Annotated in this window: 19 protein-coding genes; 11 read left to right on the top strand and 8 right to left on the bottom strand. The window is 50.1% G+C overall.

Features of this window, described 5'->3' with window-relative positions; translation table 11 throughout:
* The 3 genes from BM082_RS18620 to rhlB all read right to left on the bottom strand — a co-directional run.
* On the bottom strand, nucleotides 1–234 hold a 234-nt coding region (locus BM082_RS18620), incomplete at its 3' end, for a transposase domain-containing protein (protein WP_208862538.1).
* A gap of 137 nt (nucleotides 235–371) precedes the next feature.
* Nucleotides 372–1853 (bottom strand): guanosine-5'-triphosphate,3'-diphosphate diphosphatase, encoded by a 1482-nt coding sequence (gene gppA / locus BM082_RS18615; RefSeq protein WP_074928123.1) that lies wholly within the window; start codon nucleotides 1851–1853, stop codon nucleotides 372–374.
* 21 nt (nucleotides 1854–1874) lie between these two features.
* Complete coding sequence (rhlB, locus tag BM082_RS18610; RefSeq protein WP_026024530.1) at nucleotides 1875–3176, bottom strand: ATP-dependent RNA helicase RhlB; 1302 nt, start codon at nucleotides 3174–3176, stop codon at nucleotides 1875–1877.
* A gap of 113 nt (nucleotides 3177–3289) precedes the next feature.
* Here rhlB and trxA point away from each other — a divergent pair, with 113 nt between their 5' ends.
* The 6 genes from trxA (at nucleotide 3290) to fre (ending at nucleotide 9264) form a co-directional block, all read left to right on the top strand.
* Complete coding sequence (trxA, locus tag BM082_RS18605) at nucleotides 3290–3616, top strand: thioredoxin TrxA (protein ID WP_017009451.1); 327 nt, start codon at nucleotides 3290–3292, stop codon at nucleotides 3614–3616.
* 186 nt (nucleotides 3617–3802) lie between these two features.
* Nucleotides 3803–5071, top strand: a complete 1269-nt coding sequence (rho, locus tag BM082_RS18600) for a transcription termination factor Rho (protein WP_017009452.1) — start codon at nucleotides 3803–3805, stop codon at nucleotides 5069–5071.
* A 166-nt stretch (nucleotides 5072–5237) separates the two neighbouring features.
* Nucleotides 5238–6290, top strand: coding sequence for a hypothetical protein (locus tag BM082_RS18590; protein ID WP_241814598.1), 1053 nt, complete (start codon nucleotides 5238–5240; stop codon nucleotides 6288–6290).
* A gap of 90 nt (nucleotides 6291–6380) precedes the next feature.
* Nucleotides 6381–8273 carry a 4-hydroxy-3-polyprenylbenzoate decarboxylase gene (gene ubiD, locus BM082_RS18585; protein ID WP_017013081.1) on the top strand — a complete coding sequence of 631 codons (1893 nt, stop codon included), beginning with the start codon at nucleotides 6381–6383 and terminating at the stop codon, nucleotides 8271–8273.
* A gap of 3 nt (nucleotides 8274–8276) precedes the next feature.
* Nucleotides 8277–8555, top strand: a complete 279-nt coding sequence (locus BM082_RS18580; protein ID WP_017009456.1) for a 2Fe-2S iron-sulfur cluster-binding protein — start codon at nucleotides 8277–8279, stop codon at nucleotides 8553–8555.
* Complete coding sequence (fre, locus tag BM082_RS18575) at nucleotides 8545–9264, top strand: NAD(P)H-flavin reductase (RefSeq protein ID WP_017009457.1); 720 nt, start codon at nucleotides 8545–8547, stop codon at nucleotides 9262–9264. Before BM082_RS18580 ends, fre begins: the two co-directional genes overlap by 11 nt.
* Nucleotides 9265–9344: 80 nt before the next feature.
* Here fre and BM082_RS18570 read toward each other — a convergent pair whose 3' ends face one another.
* Nucleotides 9345–10220, bottom strand: a complete 876-nt coding sequence (locus BM082_RS18570; protein ID WP_074928121.1) for a carboxylate/amino acid/amine transporter — start codon at nucleotides 10218–10220, stop codon at nucleotides 9345–9347.
* A gap of 119 nt (nucleotides 10221–10339) precedes the next feature.
* A complete protein-coding gene (locus tag BM082_RS18565) occupies nucleotides 10340–10765 on the bottom strand; it encodes a universal stress protein (protein ID WP_074928119.1) in 426 nt (141 codons plus the stop codon).
* A gap of 287 nt (nucleotides 10766–11052) precedes the next feature.
* On the opposite strand from BM082_RS18565, the gene ftnA reads away from it, so the two are divergent.
* From ftnA to BM082_RS18540, 5 genes are all read left to right on the top strand, one after another.
* Nucleotides 11053–11580 (top strand): non-heme ferritin, encoded by a 528-nt coding sequence (gene ftnA, locus BM082_RS18560; protein WP_017009460.1) that lies wholly within the window; start codon nucleotides 11053–11055, stop codon nucleotides 11578–11580.
* A gap of 63 nt (nucleotides 11581–11643) precedes the next feature.
* Nucleotides 11644–11985, top strand: coding sequence for a universal stress protein UspB (gene uspB, locus BM082_RS18555; protein WP_017009461.1), 342 nt, complete (start codon nucleotides 11644–11646; stop codon nucleotides 11983–11985).
* Nucleotides 11986–12108: 123 nt separating this feature from the next.
* Nucleotides 12109–13233, top strand: coding sequence for a mechanosensitive ion channel family protein (locus BM082_RS18550; protein WP_017013083.1), 1125 nt, complete (start codon nucleotides 12109–12111; stop codon nucleotides 13231–13233).
* Between the two features lie 168 nt (nucleotides 13234–13401).
* Nucleotides 13402–14586, top strand: a complete 1185-nt coding sequence (locus BM082_RS18545) for a BaiN/RdsA family NAD(P)/FAD-dependent oxidoreductase (protein WP_017013084.1) — start codon at nucleotides 13402–13404, stop codon at nucleotides 14584–14586.
* A 170-nt stretch (nucleotides 14587–14756) separates the two neighbouring features.
* Entirely contained in the window at nucleotides 14757–15644 is an 888-nt protein-coding gene (locus tag BM082_RS18540; protein ID WP_074928117.1) for an aldo/keto reductase, read from the top strand.
* A 66-nt stretch (nucleotides 15645–15710) separates the two neighbouring features.
* Here BM082_RS18540 and BM082_RS18535 read toward each other — a convergent pair whose 3' ends face one another.
* The 3 genes from BM082_RS18535 to BM082_RS18525 all read right to left on the bottom strand — a co-directional run bounded on the left by BM082_RS18535 (nucleotide 15711) and on the right by BM082_RS18525 (nucleotide 19529).
* The gene (locus BM082_RS18535) at nucleotides 15711–17153 is read right to left on the bottom strand and encodes a coniferyl aldehyde dehydrogenase (protein WP_017009465.1); all 1443 of its coding nucleotides are present in this window, start codon (nucleotides 17151–17153) and stop codon (nucleotides 15711–15713) included.
* Between the two features lie 78 nt (nucleotides 17154–17231).
* Complete coding sequence (locus tag BM082_RS18530) at nucleotides 17232–17891, bottom strand: tRNA-uridine aminocarboxypropyltransferase (protein ID WP_074928115.1); 660 nt, start codon at nucleotides 17889–17891, stop codon at nucleotides 17232–17234.
* Between the two features lie 84 nt (nucleotides 17892–17975).
* Nucleotides 17976–19529, bottom strand: a complete 1554-nt coding sequence (locus BM082_RS18525; protein ID WP_074928113.1) for a COG3650 family protein — start codon at nucleotides 19527–19529, stop codon at nucleotides 17976–17978.
* Between the last annotated feature and the right edge of the window lie 45 nt (nucleotides 19530–19574).

The raw sequence follows: 19574 nt of genomic DNA, 5'->3' as shown, positions 1-19574 counted from the left end.
AAGTAATATATCGAGCTGAGAGACCACCTTACTCATCGATAGGTGCCGATAAAGTGACATTCCCACGACGCTCCACACCATCAGTTCCATGGGGAGCCTACGCTTTCGAATCGTCGTGACGCCTGTGTCTTCAAGGCATTGATTAATGAGAGCGGGGCACAGGAGATCTGATAGGCCATTAAGTTGGTCAGCAGAAAATTGGTGTATTCGGTCGAGGGCTTGTCTTAAGAACATAAAAAAATCCGAGTGTAGAAATACACTCGGATTTTGCCAGCCTCTCAGGATCGTTCAACCGATCATTTTTTGCTTAACTGATCGGCATTACGCCATTTGGCGGGCTTTTTTGTCTGCGCATTTTGTGAATCAATCAATTAAGACACAGTGAGCGGCCAGTTGTGATCGCATTGTCGCTGGGCTTCTAATGCAAGCTCTGCCGACATTAACGGGTTTTCTGTTAGCCAATTGGCTGGCAGAGAAAGGGCTAATACCTTTGCAGACGCGGTCAGCGTAACGTCTGGAATCGCTGATTGGTCACGACGATGGCAGAGAATAACGGCCAAGCGAAGGAGTCGAAGCAAGCGATTTGCACTGATGGTGGAAAGCGCGTTTTGAGCACTTACGCCATGCAGTTGTTCGCGATAATGACGCAGCATTTCAGCCAGCAATTGTTTTTGTGCGCGGGTGAAACCGGGCAAATCCAAATGCTTGATGAGGTACGCTGCGTGCTCGCCGTCTTGCTTAAAGCCGATGCTCATGCCGAGTTCATGTAGCTGGGCGGCGGTGATCAGCATGTCTTTGGCGATAGGTTCTGATACCCATTCTTCCCCACATTGTGTGAGCAGATTTTCGGCGGTATCAGCAACGTGTTGAGCGTGCATGGTGTCGAGTTGGTAACGCGACTGTATGCTCTCAATCGTACGCTTTCGAATATCTTTCTTGCGCATGCTTTTCATCATGCCGTAGACCAAGCCTTCGCGCAGTGCGCCGCCAGCCAGTGTCATGGACTCAATCTCTAGCGCTTCAAAAATGGCGATAAGGATCGACAAACCACTCGGGAAGACCAAAGCACGTTCAAGTGTGAGGCCATCAATATCCAGCTCTTCAAGTTGGTGGCAGCCAATGGCTTGCTGACGCAATCTGTGCAGTTTGGCGAGGGTGATTACTTCATCCATGCCTTGTGCAATCATGATTTCTTGCAAAGCTTGAACGGTGCCACTTGCGCCAACACAGATGTCCCATCCCAATTCACGATAACGCGCAACGATCGGTTGAAGCACTTGCTTCGCCCCTTCAATCGCGCTTTTAAAGCTCGTTTCTGTGAGCGAACGGTCTTTGAAGTGCTGTTCTAGCCAGGTTACACAACCCATATCAAGGCTAGTGAGGGCGGCGGCATCAAAGCCTTCGCCAATGATCAGTTCAGTACTTGCACCGCCGATATCGACAACCAGACGTTTTCCTTTGCCGCCAGAGGTATGTGCGACACCGTGATAAATGGTGCGCGCTTCCTCTTCACCTTTGATGACCGTAATAGGGTGACCAAGAATGCGATTGGCGTTGGCTATGAAGATGTCAGCGTTTTTTGCGCTGCGAAGGGCGGCAGTTGCGACGATGCGGATATTGTTGGTGTCGATGTCCTGCAGACGTTCGGCAAACAAGGATAAGCAATCCCAGCCGCGTTGCATGGCTTCATCACTGAGGTGACGTTGGCTATCTAACCCTGCCGCGAGGCGGACTTTGCGTTTTATTTTTGCCAGCGTTTGCACGCTGCCTTCAACTTCTCGAACCACCAACATATGGAAACTGTTGGAGCCCAGGTCGATAGCAGCGTACAGGGGCGAACGCGCGTTTTCCATGCTGTGTTACCCCTGAGCGAATTACGCTTTATTGGCCTGTTGCGGGCGACGACGACCACGGCTGCGTGGCTGTGAGCCAGATTTGCCATTGGTGTTACGACGGCCGTTCACTTGACGTGGGCGATGCACTTTAATGGGTGCAGGTAGCTCGGTCATCAATGCGCTTTCATCGTACTCGGAAACAGGGATTGCGTGGTCGATGTATTCTTCGATCGCAGGCAAGTTGATCGCGTACTCTTCACACGCAAAGCTGATTGACGAGCCACTTGCGCCAGCGCGACCAGTACGGCCGATACGGTGCACGTAATCTTCACAGTCGTCAGGAAGGTCAAAGTTGAAGACGTGTGTTACTTGAGGAATGTGTAGGCCACGGGCCGCAACATCGGTTGCCACAAGAATATCAACGTTGCCTTTGGTGAACTCTTCCAGAATTTTGACGCGTTTTTTCTGAGGAACATCACCCGTCAACAGACCAGCGCGAAGGTCATCGGCTGCCAAGTGGCCCCAGATGTCTTCACAGCGGTGTTTGGTGTTTGCGAAAATGATCGCACGCTCTGGCCACTCTTCTTCGATGAGGGTTTGAAGCAGACGCATTTTGTCGTTGTTCGACGGGTAGAACAGTTCTTCTTTGATGCGATGACCTGTCTTTTGGTCAGGTTCCACTTCAACGTGCTCTGGGTTTGTCATGTGTTCAAACGCCAGCTCTTGAACGCGGTAAGACAGCGTTGCAGAGAACAGCATGTTCAGACGATCTGCAGGTGCAGGCATGCGACGGAACAAGAAGCGAATGTCTTTAATGAAGCCAAGATCGAACATGCGATCAGCTTCATCAAGCACAACAGCTTGGATGGCACTTAGGTCAAAAACGCGCTGTTTGTAGAAGTCGATGATACGACCACAGGTGCCGATAAGAATATCAACGCCGTTTTCCAGCACTTCTTTTTGTTTGTCGTACGCTTCGCCGCCGTAGGCAAGGCCTGCGGTTAGCGAGGTTGAGGCTAGCAGAGGGGCAGCATCGTTGTAGATCTGAATAGCAAGTTCACGCGTCGGTGCCATGATGATGGCGCGTGGGCAATTCTTCTTACGATCAGCGGGTGCCTCAGTCGTTAGCAAGTGATGGAAAGTAGCAGTCAGGAACGCCAGTGTCTTACCTGTACCCGTTTGGGCCTGTCCTGCAATGTCTTGGCCGGTGAGCAGGACCGGCAATGCCAAGGCTTGAATAGGGGTACAATTATGAAACCCTTTTTCTTCCAAACCTTTGATAACATCGGCGTGTAGACCGAAGTCGGCAAATTTCTGCTCTGTGAGATGCGTCATTTTCATCCGCATAGAATATCAGCTTAGGCTTGCAATACGATAGTGAATACATTCAAATAGTGTGATGATTTACTGGTTGGTATATCGCCAGTGACAAAAAGCAATCATTGGAGTGGAAGATGAGCGACAAGATTTTGCAGTTGACTGACGACAGTTTCGACGCTGACGTTATTAAAGCAGCTGGCCCTGTACTAGTAGATTTTTGGGCTGAATGGTGTGGTCCTTGTAAAATGATCGCCCCGATTCTTGATGAAATCTCAGAAGAATACGAAGGGAAAGTCACTATCGGTAAACTGAATATCGATCAGAATGCGGGTACACCACCTAAATTCGGTATCCGTGGTATCCCGACTTTACTGCTGTTTAAAGACGGCGGTGTTGCAGCAACTAAGGTTGGCGCTCTGTCTAAAACTCAATTGAAAGAGTTCCTAGACGCAAACCTGTAATGTGACATAGAAGCCGTGTACCACCCTGGACACGGCTTAATTCTTCCATCTGCTAGACAGTTCACTATTCTGGTGCTAGTTTATTGCACGTAAATTGTTCATCTGTTCATTTCTCGTTCACACCCGTGATCATATACACTCTAATTAAATCAGACCTCAACTTTGACTGACAAGACACCTACCACTATGAATCTTACCGAACTGAAGAATCAGGCCGTATCTGAGCTGGTCGCCTTAGGCGAAAAGACTATGGGCCTTGAGAATCTCGCCCGCCTCCGTAAACAAGACATTATCTTTGCGATTTTGAAGCAACATGCGAAAGGTGGCGAAGATATTTTTGGAAACGGCGTGCTGGAAATTCTTCAGGACGGTTTTGGCTTCCTGCGTAGCGCAGACAGCTCTTACCTTGCGGGTCCTGACGATATTTATGTATCGCCAAGTCAAATTCGCCGTTTCAACCTACGTACCGGTGATACCATTTCAGGTAAAATCCGTCCGCCTAAAGATGGCGAGCGTTACTTCGCACTGTTGAAAGTGAACGAAGTTAACCATGACAAACCTGACAATGCCCGCAACAAGATCCTGTTTGAAAACCTGACACCACTGCACGCTAACGAGCGTATGGTGATGGAGCGTGGTAACGGTTCTACCGAAGACATCACAGCCCGTGTGCTGGATTTGGCATCGCCAATCGGTAAGGGTCAACGTGGTCTGATCGTTGCACCGCCGAAAGCCGGTAAAACCATGTTGCTGCAAAACATCGCGCAGAGCATTGCTTACAACCACCCTGAGTGTGAGCTGATGGTACTTCTTATCGACGAACGTCCAGAAGAAGTAACCGAGATGCAGCGCCTTGTTAAAGGTGAAGTAATCGCCTCTACCTTTGATGAACCAGCAAGCCGCCACGTACAAGTTGCGGAAATGGTTATCGAAAAAGCAAAACGCCTTGTTGAGCACAAAAAAGACGTCGTTATCCTTCTGGATTCGATTACACGTCTGGCGCGTGCTTACAACACCGTGGTACCAAGCTCAGGCAAAGTACTGACTGGTGGTGTGGATGCGAACGCATTGCATCGTCCTAAGCGTTTCTTCGGTGCTGCACGTAACGTTGAAGAAGGCGGTAGCTTGACCATCATCGCAACAGCGTTGGTTGATACAGGCTCGAAAATGGATGAAGTTATCTACGAAGAATTTAAAGGTACAGGTAACATGGAACTGCACCTGTCTCGTAAGATTGCCGAGAAGCGTGTCTTCCCTGCGATTGACTTCACGCGTTCTGGTACCCGTCGCGAAGAGCTTCTAACGAAGTCTGACGAGCTACAGAAGATGTGGATCCTGCGTAAGATTGTTCACCCTATGGGCGAAATCGATGGCATGGAATTCCTTCTGGATAAGCTGGCGATGACCAAAACCAACGAAGAGTTCTTTGAAGCAATGCGTCGTCAGAAATCATAACGACGTTTTGTTTTGAGAGAAAAAGCACCGCCTAGCGGTGCTTTTTTGTATCTTAAACATATTTGCTAACAACCTAATCAGTTGCCAAACGTGAGATTCATCCTCAGAATTGAGCGAAGCAACGAGATACTCAGCACATTGGGATGTGTTGATTCAGGATTCTGGGATGAAAGATTCGATAGTAAAACGGTTCATTTTCGTGATGTGCTTGCTCTCAAGTGCTGTCCAAGCGATCCCAATGTCTTCTTGTAAAATCTCCGATTTTGAAACGGAATCGGTGCATGCGATCACGGTATCTGCTTGTGAAGTCTCTGATTCCATGGCTAGCCCAAAATCTGTCACGTCGGTGATGCGTGCCATTCAAATCTTCGATGCCAATGAGTTTGATAAACTCACCGTTTACCTCAAAACACTCCCACTACTAACTCAAGAAGAAGCACTGACAGTGCTCGTCAGACGTGCTGGTAACTTCGAAAATATGACCCCAGAGCGCGAAAAATTTCTCGTTAAGCTCAGCCACCAACAGCCTCAATACTTAGTAAAAAGCCAAGGCGATGGCTATTGGGTCACGATACCGGCCTTCAATTTTGCAGGAGAGGCCCGCTGGGTACTCAATCATTGGAAAGTGAAGCTGCTTCAAGATGAAGTGCGCCGCCTGCTGGGATACAACGAGCTTTCTCTGTCGACATGGCTTTCTTTTACCTCGTCTGATTATCCACTGCGCCGTGATGCGTTAGTCGGCATGATTTCTCAGATGACGTCGATAAACGTGGAAAAGCTGGTCACGCTGTACCTTGCTGACAAAAACATGGTGTGGGCCCCAGACAATGCAGTTCTGGGTGCATTGGCTTATAAAACCGGCGATCCAGCCCTGTATAACCTGTTATGGCGTCGCCGCACCGACAGCGATAGTTTGAAACAGCTGCAATTGTTGAATATGCCGCCAGTGACAGAAGATAAAATCTCTCAAATGATTGCGGCGAGTGTAAACCCGTTGCTGCGCAATATTGCGACCCGTCAGTTGGCAGGGTTGCGCCCGTTACCTGATGATGTAAAAGCATTTTTACTCAAGCAACTGAGTGACAGGCAACGAGGGAAAGGCATTGCTGAAATGATTGCGAAGAAAGGTCATGCGCAATGGCTGGAAGACTTGTTGGAGAGCACGACGGGGGTTACGCATCGAAATATCGAAAAAGGCCTCGACCTCGTCGCAGGGTAATCCAAAACGGCAGAATTTCAGTATATTGGACACGGATAGACTGTGTTCATCTCGTTATAATCAACCCACAACACCTCGCCCGAGAAAGTTATGAAATTTACCGATTTACGTAAGTTCATCGACTATTTGGAATCAGTCGGTGAATTAAAACGCATTGCACAACCCGTAAGCCCTGATCAAGAAATGACGGAAATTGCCGATCGCGTGCTGCGTGCTGGCGGCCCTGCATTGTTGTTCGAAAACCCTATTGGTTATGACATACCTGTTCTTGCGAACCTGTTTGGCACGCCAAAGCGCGTTGCAATGGGCATGGGACGGGACGAAGTGAAAGAGCTTAGAGAAGTGGGCAAGTTACTGGCTTACTTGAAAGAGCCTGAGCCACCGAAAGGCTTTAAAGACGCGATCGACAAACTCCCCGTGTTTCGACAAGTACTGAACATGCCTGCCAAAAAGCTGCGTAAAGCGGCGTGTCAGGACATTGTTTGGACGGGCGACGACGTTGACCTTGATAAAATCCCAGTGATGAGTTGCTGGCCGGGCGATGTTGCCCCGCTACTCACATGGGGTTTGACCGTCACTAAAGGGCCAAACAAGAAGCGCCAGAACCTCGGTATTTATCGCCAACAAAAGATCGCCAAGAACAAAGTCATCATGCGGTGGCTGGCTCACCGCGGCGGTGCGTTAGATTTACGCGATTGGATGGAAACCCACCCGGGCGAACCTTTCCCTGTCTCTGTTGCGTTTGGTGCTGACCCTGCGACCATTCTCGGTGCGGTTACGCCAGTGCCTGATACCTTGTCTGAATACGCCTTTGCGGGCTTGCTGCGCGGCAGTAAGACCGAAGTGGTGAAAAGCATCAGCAACACACTAGACGTGCCAGCAAGCGCAGAAATCGTGATGGAAGGGTACATTGACCCATCTGAATATGCTGACGAAGGTCCTTATGGCGATCACACGGGCTACTACAACGAAGTGGAAAGCCATCATGTGTTCACCATCACGCACATCACCATGCGTGATCAACCGATCTACCACAGCACTTACACAGGGCGTCCGCCGGATGAGCCTGCGGTATTGGGCGTGGCGCTAAATGAAGTGTTCGTGCCGATTCTTCAAAAGCAATTCCCCGAGATTGTGGATTTCTATTTGCCGCCTGAAGGGTGTTCATACCGCATGGCGGTGGTGAGCATGAAGAAGCAATACCCTGGTCATGCCAAGCGCGTGATGATGGGTGTGTGGTCTTTCCTTCGCCAGTTTATGTACACCAAGTACGTGATTGTGGTGGATGAAGACGTGAACACCCGAGATTGGGGCAGTGTCATTCATGCAATGACGACCCGCATGGATCCGAAGCGCGATACCGTGATGATTGAGAATACGCCCATCGATTCCCTCGATTTTGCTTCTCCGGTGGTGGGGCTTGGCTCCAAAATGGGGATAGATGCCACCATCAAATGGGACGCTGAGTTGGCCAATTCCGCGCCAGTTTCTGATGTTGAACCCGACTCGGAGCGCGTTGCTGCGAGTATTCGCGCACTGAAAGTGGCGTACCCTGAAATTGTTGATTTTCACTTACCAACCGAAGCGGCGGCGAACCGTATGGCGTTGGTGACCATCAATAAATCGGCGCTCGGTGATGGGCCACGTATCATGAAAGGGATTTGGTCTGAATTTGAACAGGTTGCAGACATCAATTTCGTGATGGTATTCGATCAGGATGATGTCGATATTCGCGATTGGAACGATGTGATTTGGGCGATTACCACCCGAATGGATCCATCCCGTGATACCCTGATGGTCGACAATATGCCTGATGACGTCCTTGATAATTCGTCACTGTCTGGCAATGTCGGGTCTAAAATGGGATTAGATGCCACCAATAAATGGCCGGGAGAATCCACACGAGAGTGGGGGACACCCATTTCAAAAGATCCGGAAATCGTCGCAAAGGTCGATGAAATCTGGGGTAAGTTGGGAATTTAAGGCATGTTTGTGGTACACCTGATGCCCGCTGGCACCCAATTTGAGGTGCCTGCAAATAAGACACTATTACAAGGTGCGCTCGACGCTGGTGTGCCATTTCCTAACCGTTGTCAGATCGGTGCTTGTGCAACGTGCTTATGCCGTTTGCAAAAAGGTGAAGTGAACTATCACCTCGAGCCAATGCTCACTGAGCAAGAGAAACAACAAGGCTGGATATTTGCCTGCCAAGCCATACCATGCAGTGATCTGGTGGTTAGTTTTGAGGAAAGCGATGACTATTAAATGTGAAGTTACGTCAGTGTCGTCACTGACCAATAACACTTATCGAATTTTATTAAAGCCAGCAGCGCCGGTGAGCTACAAAGCCGGACAATACCTGTTGGCAGTGCTTGGTGAAAAAGACAAGCGCCCGTTCTCGATTGCGAGCAGCCCATGCCGTCAAAACGGCCATGAGCTTGAATTGCACATCGGTGCGGCAGAAGAGAATGCCTACGCGCTCGACGTGGTAACCGCAGCGAAAGCAACGCTAGAGAAGGGTGATGATTCTTTCTTGATTGAAGCGCCGCATGGCGACGCATGGTTGCGTGAAGAACGTCAGCGTCCGCTGATCTTGATCGCGGGCGGTACTGGCTTTTCTTATGTGCGTAGCATGGTTGACCACTGCCTGAGCCAAAACTTCTCGCAGCCCATTTTCCTTTATTGGGGGGGCCGCGACCTTAGCCAGCTTTACTCGAATGATGAGATGGAAGCACTGGCACTGAAAAACAGCCAACTGAACTACATTCCCGTCGTTGAAAACGTGCCGGAAGGGTGGAACGGCAAGGTCGGCAATGTGTTGGAAGCCGTAATGACGGATTTCGTGTCATTGTCAGCCTACGATGTATACATTGCAGGGCGCTTTGAAATGGCAGGTGCAGCGCGTGAGATGTTCTGTAATGAACGCGGCGCTGAACGTGACCATTTGTTTGCCGATGCGTTTGCGTTTCTTTGATTCGAATATCTCGTTGACATGAAAACACCGCCCGTTGGCGGTGTTTTTTTTATATCTACATCATGGGTGGCTTGTGCGCGTTACGTGGCAGAAGTTGCCATGATCTTTTTCTTCACCCAGGTTTCATTGATCCACAGTGAAAGTAAAATCACTGCACCGCCGATAGCCAAGGTGACCAAATCCGCGTCGCGGTTCCAAATCAACACGTTCACCACAATGCCGGCTGGCACGAGCACATTGTTCATCACCGCCAGCGCCCCGGCGTTTACCATGGTTGCGCCTTTGTTCCAAAGGAAATACCCCAACCCTGAAGCCACCGTGCCGAGGTAAGCCAAAATCAACCACTGGTGTGTGTGTGTCGGCAATTTTTCTGTATTACCGAGCAGCAAAAAGGCCGGCACCGCGATGCAGAGTGCGCCGAGATAAAACAGGCCAAAAATCGTGTGTTGCGGCACATCGACCTGCGATCTCTCCATCACGACTTTGTAGCTCACCTGACCGATTGCAAAGCAGAGGTTTGCGCCCTGAACGACCAAAAAACCTAGCATAAAGTTCGGGTTCACCGAGGCAAACTTAATCACGACTGCGCCGAGCACTGCCAGTAGGGCGGTCATCAAGTACCACGGTGAAAAACGGCGATGCATGATGTCGTAAGTCAGCGTGACATACACTGGCGTGAATACGGTGAACAGCAGCACCTCAGGCACAGAGAGATAGAGGAAAGATTGGTAGTAGAAGCAGTACATCAAGCCCAGTTGAATTGCACCAATCACCATCAGTTTAAGCATCAAAGGTTTTGGAATGCCCTGTAAGCGCAAGAAAGGGAGAAAAACCAAGGCGGCGAGCGCAACGCGACTGACCACTGAAAAGTAGCCATCGACCTGTCCGGCGAGGTAAACGCCAATCAAACTAAAAGAAAATGCCCAAAGAAGGGTGATGAACGAAAGGTATCCCATAATGTGCTCATGTCCGTGAAAGTTGCCGTTATTGTACTGTAAATAACGGCAACGTGTCGGTAACGTCAGTCTGGACGGATGAGCAACGAAGAAGGCGCTAACCGCGCCTTGGTGAAGACTTAACTTGGCAGCGGCACCATGAGCATATCAACAGGGGTACGATTAATGAGCTGTTTAGCGGAGGAAATCAAGGTGCTCCAGAAATCTTGATGGTGCCCGCAAATCACCAAATCGATGCCGAAGTTGGAAATCGATTCGGTGATTTCATCCGCCAAATCGCCACTGCCCACAAACGTGTGGGTGACAGGAATACCCGATTGTTTTGCTAGCACATTGAGCTGTGCTTGTGCTTCTTCCGCCATGCGATGGCGCACGTCAACCATGTTGATATCAATCAGGCCGGTGTAGAGCTGCGCGTAGTTCACGTCGATATGGATCAAGGACAGCTTTGCCCCGAGCGGTGCAGCCAATGCCGCGCCTTTTTGCACTAACACTTCACTGTCAGCAGAGAGATCGACGGCAACCAGAATGTGTTTATAGCCCATGGCCTCACTCCTAAAATCAGCCCCTGTTGGGGTGGGAAAACATTGAAACCTGATCAGAAATTAGCACTGTCTCGGCGGCAAGACTGTCGTGTAGATCTCACTGCTGAAGCGCATAGTTGAAGTTTATACGTCTCCAACATTAATGGGGTTGAAAAGTGACCATCAGGCAGGGAGAATGATCATCACTACAAGAATTTGCCTCGAAGAATTGAGAACATTCAAGACTTCTAACATCGAGCATCTTCAGGTTGTTTGGGTATCTTAGATTGAAAACAGGGAACCATAGCATGTTAGCAAAACCGATGATCGACCAGCTCAATGCACAGATTAATTTGGAGTTTTTTTCATCAAATCTATACTTACAAATGAGCGCCTGGTGTGAAGACAAAGGTTTCGAAGGAGCAGCGCAGTTTTTGCGTAAGCATGCCGTAGAAGAAATGGAGCATATGCAACGTCTATTTACGTACGTAAGCGAGACGGGTGCACTGCCGATTTTGGGCACGATTGAAGCGCCGCGCCATCAGTTTGAGTCGTTAGGTGAAGTGTTCCGTGAAACTTACCAACACGAACAACTGATCACACAAAGGATTAATCATTTGGCGCATGTGGCATTCACATCGCAGGATTACTCAACATTCAATTTCCTGCAGTGGTATGTCGCAGAGCAACATGAAGAAGAGAAACTCTTCAAAGGGATCTTGGACAAGATTGAACTCGTAGGGGAAGACGGAAAAGCCCTGTTCTTCATTGATAAAGATTTGGCTGAAATGGCCAAACAAGAGTCCACTTCTGTGATGGATAGCCCAGCGGCTTAAGACCTGATTGCTAGCGTCTTCGCCATGGGCTCCCTCCGAAGTTTTATGATGGGAGATGACACCATGAGCGGAGACGCATTAATTATTGCGATTTTTTTCGTGACACTGGCAAACATTCTGCGCTATTTCAGTTCACTGCGCGCGCTGCTCAGCATGATGCGCGAAGCCAATCCGCTGCTTTACCAACAAATGCACCGCGGCAACAATAACTTCTTTTCTTCTCAAGGCGACATTAGCCGGCAGAAGCGGCTTTATCATTACATTCGAAGTCAAGAATACCTCCACCATCACGATGATGCGTTTATTGCCAAGTGCAATAAAGTCCGACACCTGTTTATCCTTTCGACCGCCCTTGTACTCGCTTTGGTTGTTTCACTCTTTTTTGTGGCGTTTGCTGGTTTATAACGGTTACTTCACGCATGTCTTAAAAAAACGCTGACCGAGGTTAGCGTTTTTTTTGATACCCTCCCACGCTAAGACAATATCTAAGTAACCTAGATATACCTATCTGATGTAATGGAGATTTCTGTGGATCGCTTTTTAGCATGGTGGCGAACAAGTTCCGAAGGCCTCAACTGGAATTGGCTAGAGCACATTGCGCTGCTGCTTGCGGCAGCTGCGTTTTCTTGGTTGGTCTGGAAAGTGGTATTTGGCAAATTGGTGTCGGTATCGAAAACCACCAAAACACAGTGGGACACCATTGTGTTGGAATCGGTGAGTGTCCCGATCAGTGTGCTGATTTGGTTGTGGCCATCGAGTTATGCCATCGATAGCCTGCTGGAAGTCACCAGCAAGGCCAGCACAGATTGGTTTGCGATATCACGTCGCGTCATGCTATTTGGCGTGGTGCTATGGATCTTGCTGCGCTTGGTCAACAAGGTTGAAGCCTACCTGATGACGTCCGAAACCCGTGACCAAACCACAGTGTCTGCTATGGGGCACATTTTCCGCTTATTGCTCGCCGTTGTCGGCGTGCTGACGGCCCTGCAGGAGTTTGGCATTAGCCTGACAGGATTACTGACCTTTGGTGGTGTGGGTGGCTTAATCGTCGGTTTGGCAGCAAAAGATCTCCTGTCGAACTTCTTCGGCGGCTTGATGATTTACTTCGATCGCCCTTTTAGTGTCGGTGATTGGATCAGTTCGCCGGACAGAAACATTGAAGGCACGGTGGAACGCATTGGTATGCGCATGACCATGCTCCGCTCCTTTGAAAGCCGCCCTATCTATGTACCGAACTCCGTATTCAGCAGCATCGTGGTACAGAATCCGTCTCGTATGCAGCATCGCCGCATCAATGAAACGTTTGGCCTACGCTACAAAGACGCAGACAAAATGGCGGTGGTGGTTGCTGACGTGAAGAAAATGCTCGAAGCCCATCCGGACATTGAACAGCGTGCCACCATGATGGTGAACTTCGATGCCTTTGCTGGCTCATCACTGAATTTCTTTATTTATACCTTCACCAAAACCGTCAACTGGGCGAAATACCACGAAGTGAAACAAGACGTGATGCTCAAGATTGTCGAGATTGTTCATGGACATGGCGCAGATTTCGCTTTCCCAACCCGAACCGTGAGTTTTGATAATGGCGACATGGCAGAGGCAAACATTCCATTGCCCGAGCAATTAAATGCGACGCCAAACCAAGACTAGGCACGGACTAGGCTAGGGGTAGACCAGAGGTAGGCAAGACCAAGTCATTCATAAGGTGCTTATCTGGGTCTGGCTCAATGCGAACAGGGCGGCTACAATGCCGCCCTATTTATAAGCAGCAAGCGGTGACATTCCCCACCTTTGGTATGCAAAGCGAAGAGCGTAAAAATGAAGCAAGTTGATGTCGTGATCATTGGTGCAGGTGCTGCGGGCCTTATGTGTGCTGCGCAGGCTGGAAAGCGTGGTCGCTCGGTATTGGTGGTCGATAACGGCAAAAAGCCAGGACGCAAAATCCTGATCTCAGGGGGCGGTCGCTGCAATTTCACCAACTATGATGTCACCTCGGCCAACTTTGTTTGTCGCAATCCGCACTTCGCAAAATCTGCATTGGCGCAATACAGCCAATGGGATTTTTTCTCCATGGTGAACGAACACGGTATCGCATGGGAAGAGCGCGAGCATGGTCAGCTATTTTGCATCGATTCAGCAAAAGACATCGTCGAAATGCTGCTAAAAGAGTGCGATTTACCGAATGTAGAGCAACGCTACCGCTGTGATGTTCATGACATCGAAAAAACAGAAGATGGCTTCACCTTGAAGTTAGATACCGACACGATTACCTGCCAATCGCTGGTGGTGGCGACAGGTGGCTTGTCGATGCCTAAGCTGGGTGCGACCCCATTTGGTTACCACATCGCAGAGCAGTTTGGCCTGAAACGCATTCCAACCACCGCTGGTCTGGTGCCTTTCACGTTGCATGATAAAGACAAAGCAGCGTTCTCTGATTTATCCGGTATCGCGATTCCTGTGGTGATCACCTCTGACAGTGGTGTCACCTTCAAAGAAAACCTGCTTTTCACTCACAGAGGCTTGTCTGGCCCTGTGGTATTGCAAATCAGCTCATATTGGAACCCAGGCGAAAAAGTCGCCGTAAACCTGTTACCTGATCTGGACTTGGCTGACACGCTCAACGCCATGCGTGACAAACACCCGGCACAAAGCTTGAAGAACAGTTTGTCTCGCCTGCTGCCAAAGCGTTTGATTGAAGCCTTGATTACGCGTGGAGATATTGAAGACAAACCACTTAAACAGCTCAACCCGAAAGACATTCAATCGCTGTCAGACTACTTCCATGCTTGGAACATCGCGCCGAATGGCACAGAAGGCTACCGCACCGCGGAAGTGACGTTGGGCGGCGTAGACACTGACGAGCTATCATCGAAAACCATGGAGGTCAAAAATATTGCTGGCCTGTATTTTGTCGGTGAAGTGATGGACGTATCGGGCTGGCTAGGGGGCTACAATTTCCAATGGGCGTGGAGCTCTGGTTGGGTCGCGGGTCAACACGTTTAATGCGATCTCTTCAAGATTTGCATCATTAATGCTCGATGTTCTAAAGCCATGACTTGTCATGGCTTTTTGCGTTTATGAGGGATGTAACGCACGCAATGCTTTGCTTTTGTTGCGGATGTTCAGGAAACCGTTAATCTCTCGAGACTTATGCAAGTTTAGGGAACGGTTCAATGAGTGCAAACACGACAGATGAGAACGCATCGATTATCGCGGGTTTTTGGCGAACGAATGCATGGGGATATTCTACCCAAGCGTTAAATCAATTTATTGAGCAGCTCATCGAGATCGGTGTGAAAGACTTTGACCATGCCTATGTGTATCGCAGTGAAGCGGCATTTGGGCAAGCGTTGTCACTCTCTCCAAACCTTCGAGACAACATCAATATCATCACCAAGTGTGGCATTCGCGGCGTGGGTGACAACCCGCTCGATGCAACCTCCGTGAATCACTACGACTCAAGCAAAGCGACCATCCTTGCGTCAGTCGATCATTCCTTGAAGGCGCTCGGCACCGATTACGTTGATACCTTGCTGCTGCATCGTCCTGATTATTTGATGGATGTTGATGCCGTGAACGACGCTTTCAATGCACTAAAAGCGCAGGGGAAAGTGAAGCAGTTCGGGGTGTCGAACTTCAATACCGCGCAGTTTTCTTTGCTACAAAGTACTTTGGATGTACCGCTCGTCACGAACCAAATTGAGTTTTCGCCGTTTGAAACCAGCGCGCTGGACAATGGCCTGCTCGACCAATGCTATCAGCACCGCATTCGTCCTATGATTTGGTCTTGCTTGGGCGGCGGACGCTTGTTTGATAAGACGGATGCCGTGACCCAAAGGCTGACGGAGAGTCTGAATGGTTTAATGGAAGAGGTTGGTGTCTCTTCGTTGGCTGAGCTTATTTATGTTTGGGTGCTAACCCTGCCAAGTCAGCCGCAAATCATTACCGGCTCTGGCAAGATTGAGAACATTCGTCCTTTGGTTAACGCGCGCGATATCCGGCTGACAAGAGAGCAGTGGTATCAAGTGTGGTCTGCCGCTGTGGGGCATGGTGTGAAGTAAGCGCTCTTTGGGGATGCCTGAAAAGAGTGAGCAAAAAGGCGCAATATGCGCCTTTTTCGTGTCTGATTAGCGTAAAAATAGCTTCAACATCAGTGTTTGCCACCATTTGCCGTAAGGTGGGGTGAGCAGTTTGCCAGGATTGATTTTCCCGCGCGTGAAAACGGTTTTGGCGTGGCTGAAGGTGCGGAACCCTTCAATGCCGTAATAGCTACCCATGCCCGATGCACCAACGCCACCGAAGGGCGCATCGTCCACGGCGACATGCACCACGGTGTCATTGATGGCGAGTGACCCCGAGTGCGTGTGTTTGATAACGTGTTGCTGAAAATCTTTATCAAACGTCATCACATACAGCGCAAGTGGGCGAGGCTGGCGGTGCAAGGTGCTGACCACGTCGTGCACATCTTTGTAAGTAATGATCGGCAAAATCGGGCCGAAGATTTCTTGTTGCATCACGGCACTGTCAGCGGGTGGATTAACGACTAGATGCAGTGCCATTTTTCGCGTGCCACGATCGATGGCCGGTTCAGCAAGGTGGATGACGGTAGCGCTGATCTCCCTTGAGGTATCAATCAAAGATTCAAGGCGAGAAAACTGGCGATCGTTAATGATGGCGGTTCTGTCTTTGCTGTTAATGCCTTTGGGGTATGCCGCCTGCCATTTTGCGCGCAGCGCTTCAACAAAAGGCTCGAGCGAGTCTTCGGGAACAAACACGAAATCTGGCGCGACGCAGATTTGTCCGGCATTGAGGTTTTTACCGAACAGCATGCGATCAGCCGCAAGGGCTGGGTCGATGTCGGGTGCCACGATAACGGGCGACTTACCGCCGAGTTCTAGGGTGACAGGCGTAAGGTTTGCTGACGCTGCCTCCATCACTTTTTTGCCCACTTCCGTTGAGCCGGTAAAGAGTAGGTGATCGAACGGCAGTTTACAGAAGGCACTGGCAACGGCCGCTTCACCATCCACCACGCACACTTGTTCTGTTGGGAATGCGTCGCCGAGCATGGCTTTGAGTACGAGATTGGTGTTGGGTGTGAATTCGCTGAGTTTGAGCATCACGCGGTTGCCCGCGGCAAGGGCTGTCATCAGCGGAATAATGCTGAGTGTCACCGGGAAATTCCACGGTACAACAATGCCGACAACCCCCAGCGGCTGATAATGCACCTTCACGGATGCGGGGGTGAGCAGCAAACCCGTTGAGCGAGATGATGGGCGCATCCAACGCTTGAGCTTGCGCTTGGTGTAGCGCAGCATTTGGAAACACGGCAGGATATCTGCAATCAGCGTGTCAGTGTCGCTGCGGTGGCCATAGTCTTGAGACAGGGCGTCAACGAGTGCTTTGTAGTGTTGTTTGAGTGCTTTTTGTAGCTTATTGAGATCATGAATACGATCTTCATACGCCACATCAGGATTGACGTTACTGTGCTCAAACAAGGTTGCAAACTGCGTTTCTAACGCCGAAATTTGCTGTTCAACAGGAACCATACTTGCCATTGATACCACGCCCATGTGTGCATTTCCCTTTTGCGGACACCATCTTCTAACATTAAGGTCAGACCAGCACAAAGGCAAGCGTCAGACCACTGACTACCGCACGGATTTGTGTTGTCTGTCGGCGTCGAACGTGTCCATAAAGTGATGAAAGTATTGGTCTACTTTCTCTGCGTTTTCTAGCTCACCCATCGCCTTCATCAAAACAATACCGACTTCGCAGGTACATAGCGCACCCTCTGGCTGGTTGCGTCGTAAGCTGTATTCCGTGACTAAACCTGAGGGTAGGACCACGGTGGGAATGTCTTGCAGCCACGGGCTCTTATTGCGCATTTTTTTCGCTTGCTGACATGTCGCATCCAGAATAATGAAATGAATAGGTTTGGCTTCTGGTTTAGAGCAGCGTCGCGCTGTGATCTGCTCGAGCGGCACGGCATCGTCGCTTAAAAAGACCAGTACGGGCTCTGCAGCAGGATCGGCCAACAGTGTGAGTAATTCGATAGGCGGATCTTTTCGCTGCCAAACATGGCGGCGACAATAGGGCAAGCATGCTTCAAGCAATTGCCCTGTGTTCGTGGCGCGCTCGGTTTCTGTTTCGTGCATTAATAGCTCAATACGCACTTTGCTGTCGAGCCTTGGCACTGCATCACACAGGCAGTTGTAGTGAAAACCACAGCCAGAACATGGTGCAGGTTTTGCCGATGAGGGAATGCCTGAGGGGTTGGGGGCTGAGGGTGAATCAGAAGATGGCGCCATGTGTTCCTCGGTCTGTGGTTAGGCTGATGCTTAACATGAGCATGCCGCCATCAACCTTGGGTCTCTGGCGGCACACGGGTGCACTTATTGTAACGTTACGCCTTGCTGCGCAGGGTAAATACCGTCAGCAAATAAGTAAGTATCGGCGCTGTCAGGCTTGCTGACTTCTGGCGCTATGGAAGGGTTACCAGGATAGCGTTGACCGTTAAATTTGAGCACATGGGTGGCTGGTTTCGCGCCACCACCGCCCACAGGCATGATCAGATTATGCCAACCTTGGCTGGTGGCATTGCTCATTTGAAACGGCAAGTGCACCAGTGTGATACGACTGTTGAACTGCCAGTCGCCCTTGTTGTTGGCGAACACCAGTAAGGTACAACCGCCACTGCCACACCAATCGGTTATCACGAGCAATTCATCTTGTCCGTCTTGGTTCAGATCTTGTGTCAGCCAGCGGTACGTCACGGGGTCTATTTTATCGAGCGCTTCACCCAAATAGGCTTTTAACGCCGCATCGACCTTCGGGTTTCGAGTCGCCGAGCCGTTAACCCCATTTTTGGCGGGCGCATTGCTGGCTTCTGCATGGTTGCCGACCATCAGAGAGAGACTCAACCCTTCTTTGCCAAGGCGGTATTTTCGACCATTGACCACTTCGCTGTCCGCGTGCAATGAAAAACCATTGCGAGTAAACACGCGCTCGCTGACCAAAAAACGCCCTTGATGACGGGTCATCATCACATGGGCTTCGCGATCATTTACTTGCTGCCAAACGCCCGTTTCCTCGATAGGGGATTCGCCCGCTTCTTGGTAGGTGGTTTTTGCTGAATGATCAGCATTTAACGTTAGAGTGGTGCTCAGCGAGGTACTGCCAAGACGTGTTACGCCTTGATAGTTGCCGACCCACGTTTGCGTTGGGTCATCGGCAGACAAGGTGGCGCAGCCCTTATAGGTCTTTCCGTTTCTATCAAAGGTGGCTGTCCAGCCATACAGGCTGTCGCTCATGGTGTCGTTGCAGATCTTGGCGTCGAGCGTCAAGGTCGCGCCATTTGCGGTGTAGGTGCGGGTGGTTGGCGTGAGCGATCGATCTGACAGTGCAAAGCGCGCTGGCGTGCCGCCAAGTGGGTTGAAATGGAGTGTATTGCCTTCAATAGACACTGACCATGACGGCTCATTGCCGGCGGCGACAGTGTTGTTTCGCGCTTGCTTGCAGCCATCAATTTCAGCAGAAATCAGGTTTAATTGGCTGACTTTAAACACCGCGGGGTAGTCGGCAGCAAAGCCGTCGGAGGCGGGTTGAACAAATTCACCAATCACTTCACCGTAGATGCTGGCATAAGGACTTGGCGTCATCATGGTGCCTTTTTGCGCAAGGTTAGCGTCCAGTTCAAGCCAATATTGGTTTTTACTGCCACAGGGCGAGATAGCGCTGACTTCGTGGCCTAGGGTGACATTGCCGCGCAACATAAAGCGTTGTGGAGAAGCGGCGATATGGGAAGGCGACGTTTGTGCCGCTTGCTCGAGCTGGTCGGAATTACCCAGTTCAACAGGTTCAGAAGGCGATAAGCTACAGGCTGACAGCACGCTGATCATAGAAAGGCTGCCGAGCAGTTGGAGACGTTGTCGATATTGGGTCAACAAGGGAGATTCCTCTTCTCTTTGTTTTCGTTACGGGTTAAAACCGTG

This window comes from Enterovibrio norvegicus DSM 15893 (assembly GCF_900115495.1).
Taxonomy (GTDB): Bacteria; Pseudomonadota; Gammaproteobacteria; order Enterobacterales; family Vibrionaceae; genus Enterovibrio; species Enterovibrio norvegicus.
This window is presented reverse-complemented; position numbering and strand designations above follow the sequence as displayed.

Bases quoted from the DNA above. Each gene is read 5' to 3' on its own strand.
- gppA (WP_074928123.1), bottom strand. From the start codon at position 1,853: ATGGAAAACGCGCGTTCGCCCCTGTACGCTGCTATCGACCTGGGCTCC.
- rhlB (WP_026024530.1), bottom strand. From the start codon at position 3,176: ATGAAAATGACGCATCTCACAGAGCAGAAATTTGCCGACTTCGGTCTA.
- trxA (WP_017009451.1), top strand. From the start codon at position 3,290: ATGAGCGACAAGATTTTGCAGTTGACTGACGACAGTTTCGACGCTGAC.
- rho (WP_017009452.1), top strand. From the start codon at position 3,803: ATGAATCTTACCGAACTGAAGAATCAGGCCGTATCTGAGCTGGTCGCC.
- BM082_RS18590 (WP_241814598.1), top strand. From the start codon at position 5,238: ATGAAAGATTCGATAGTAAAACGGTTCATTTTCGTGATGTGCTTGCTC.
- ubiD (WP_017013081.1), top strand. From the start codon at position 6,381: ATGAAATTTACCGATTTACGTAAGTTCATCGACTATTTGGAATCAGTC.
- BM082_RS18580 (WP_017009456.1), top strand. From the start codon at position 8,277: ATGTTTGTGGTACACCTGATGCCCGCTGGCACCCAATTTGAGGTGCCT.
- fre (WP_017009457.1), top strand. From the start codon at position 8,545: ATGACTATTAAATGTGAAGTTACGTCAGTGTCGTCACTGACCAATAAC.
- BM082_RS18570 (WP_074928121.1), bottom strand. From the start codon at position 10,220: ATGGGATACCTTTCGTTCATCACCCTTCTTTGGGCATTTTCTTTTAGT.
- BM082_RS18565 (WP_074928119.1), bottom strand. From the start codon at position 10,765: ATGGGCTATAAACACATTCTGGTTGCCGTCGATCTCTCTGCTGACAGT.
- ftnA (WP_017009460.1), top strand. From the start codon at position 11,053: ATGTTAGCAAAACCGATGATCGACCAGCTCAATGCACAGATTAATTTG.
- uspB (WP_017009461.1), top strand. From the start codon at position 11,644: ATGAGCGGAGACGCATTAATTATTGCGATTTTTTTCGTGACACTGGCA.
- BM082_RS18545 (WP_017013084.1), top strand. From the start codon at position 13,402: ATGAAGCAAGTTGATGTCGTGATCATTGGTGCAGGTGCTGCGGGCCTT.
- BM082_RS18540 (WP_074928117.1), top strand. From the start codon at position 14,757: ATGAGTGCAAACACGACAGATGAGAACGCATCGATTATCGCGGGTTTT.
- BM082_RS18535 (WP_017009465.1), bottom strand. From the start codon at position 17,153: ATGGGCGTGGTATCAATGGCAAGTATGGTTCCTGTTGAACAGCAAATT.
- BM082_RS18530 (WP_074928115.1), bottom strand. From the start codon at position 17,891: ATGGCGCCATCTTCTGATTCACCCTCAGCCCCCAACCCCTCAGGCATT.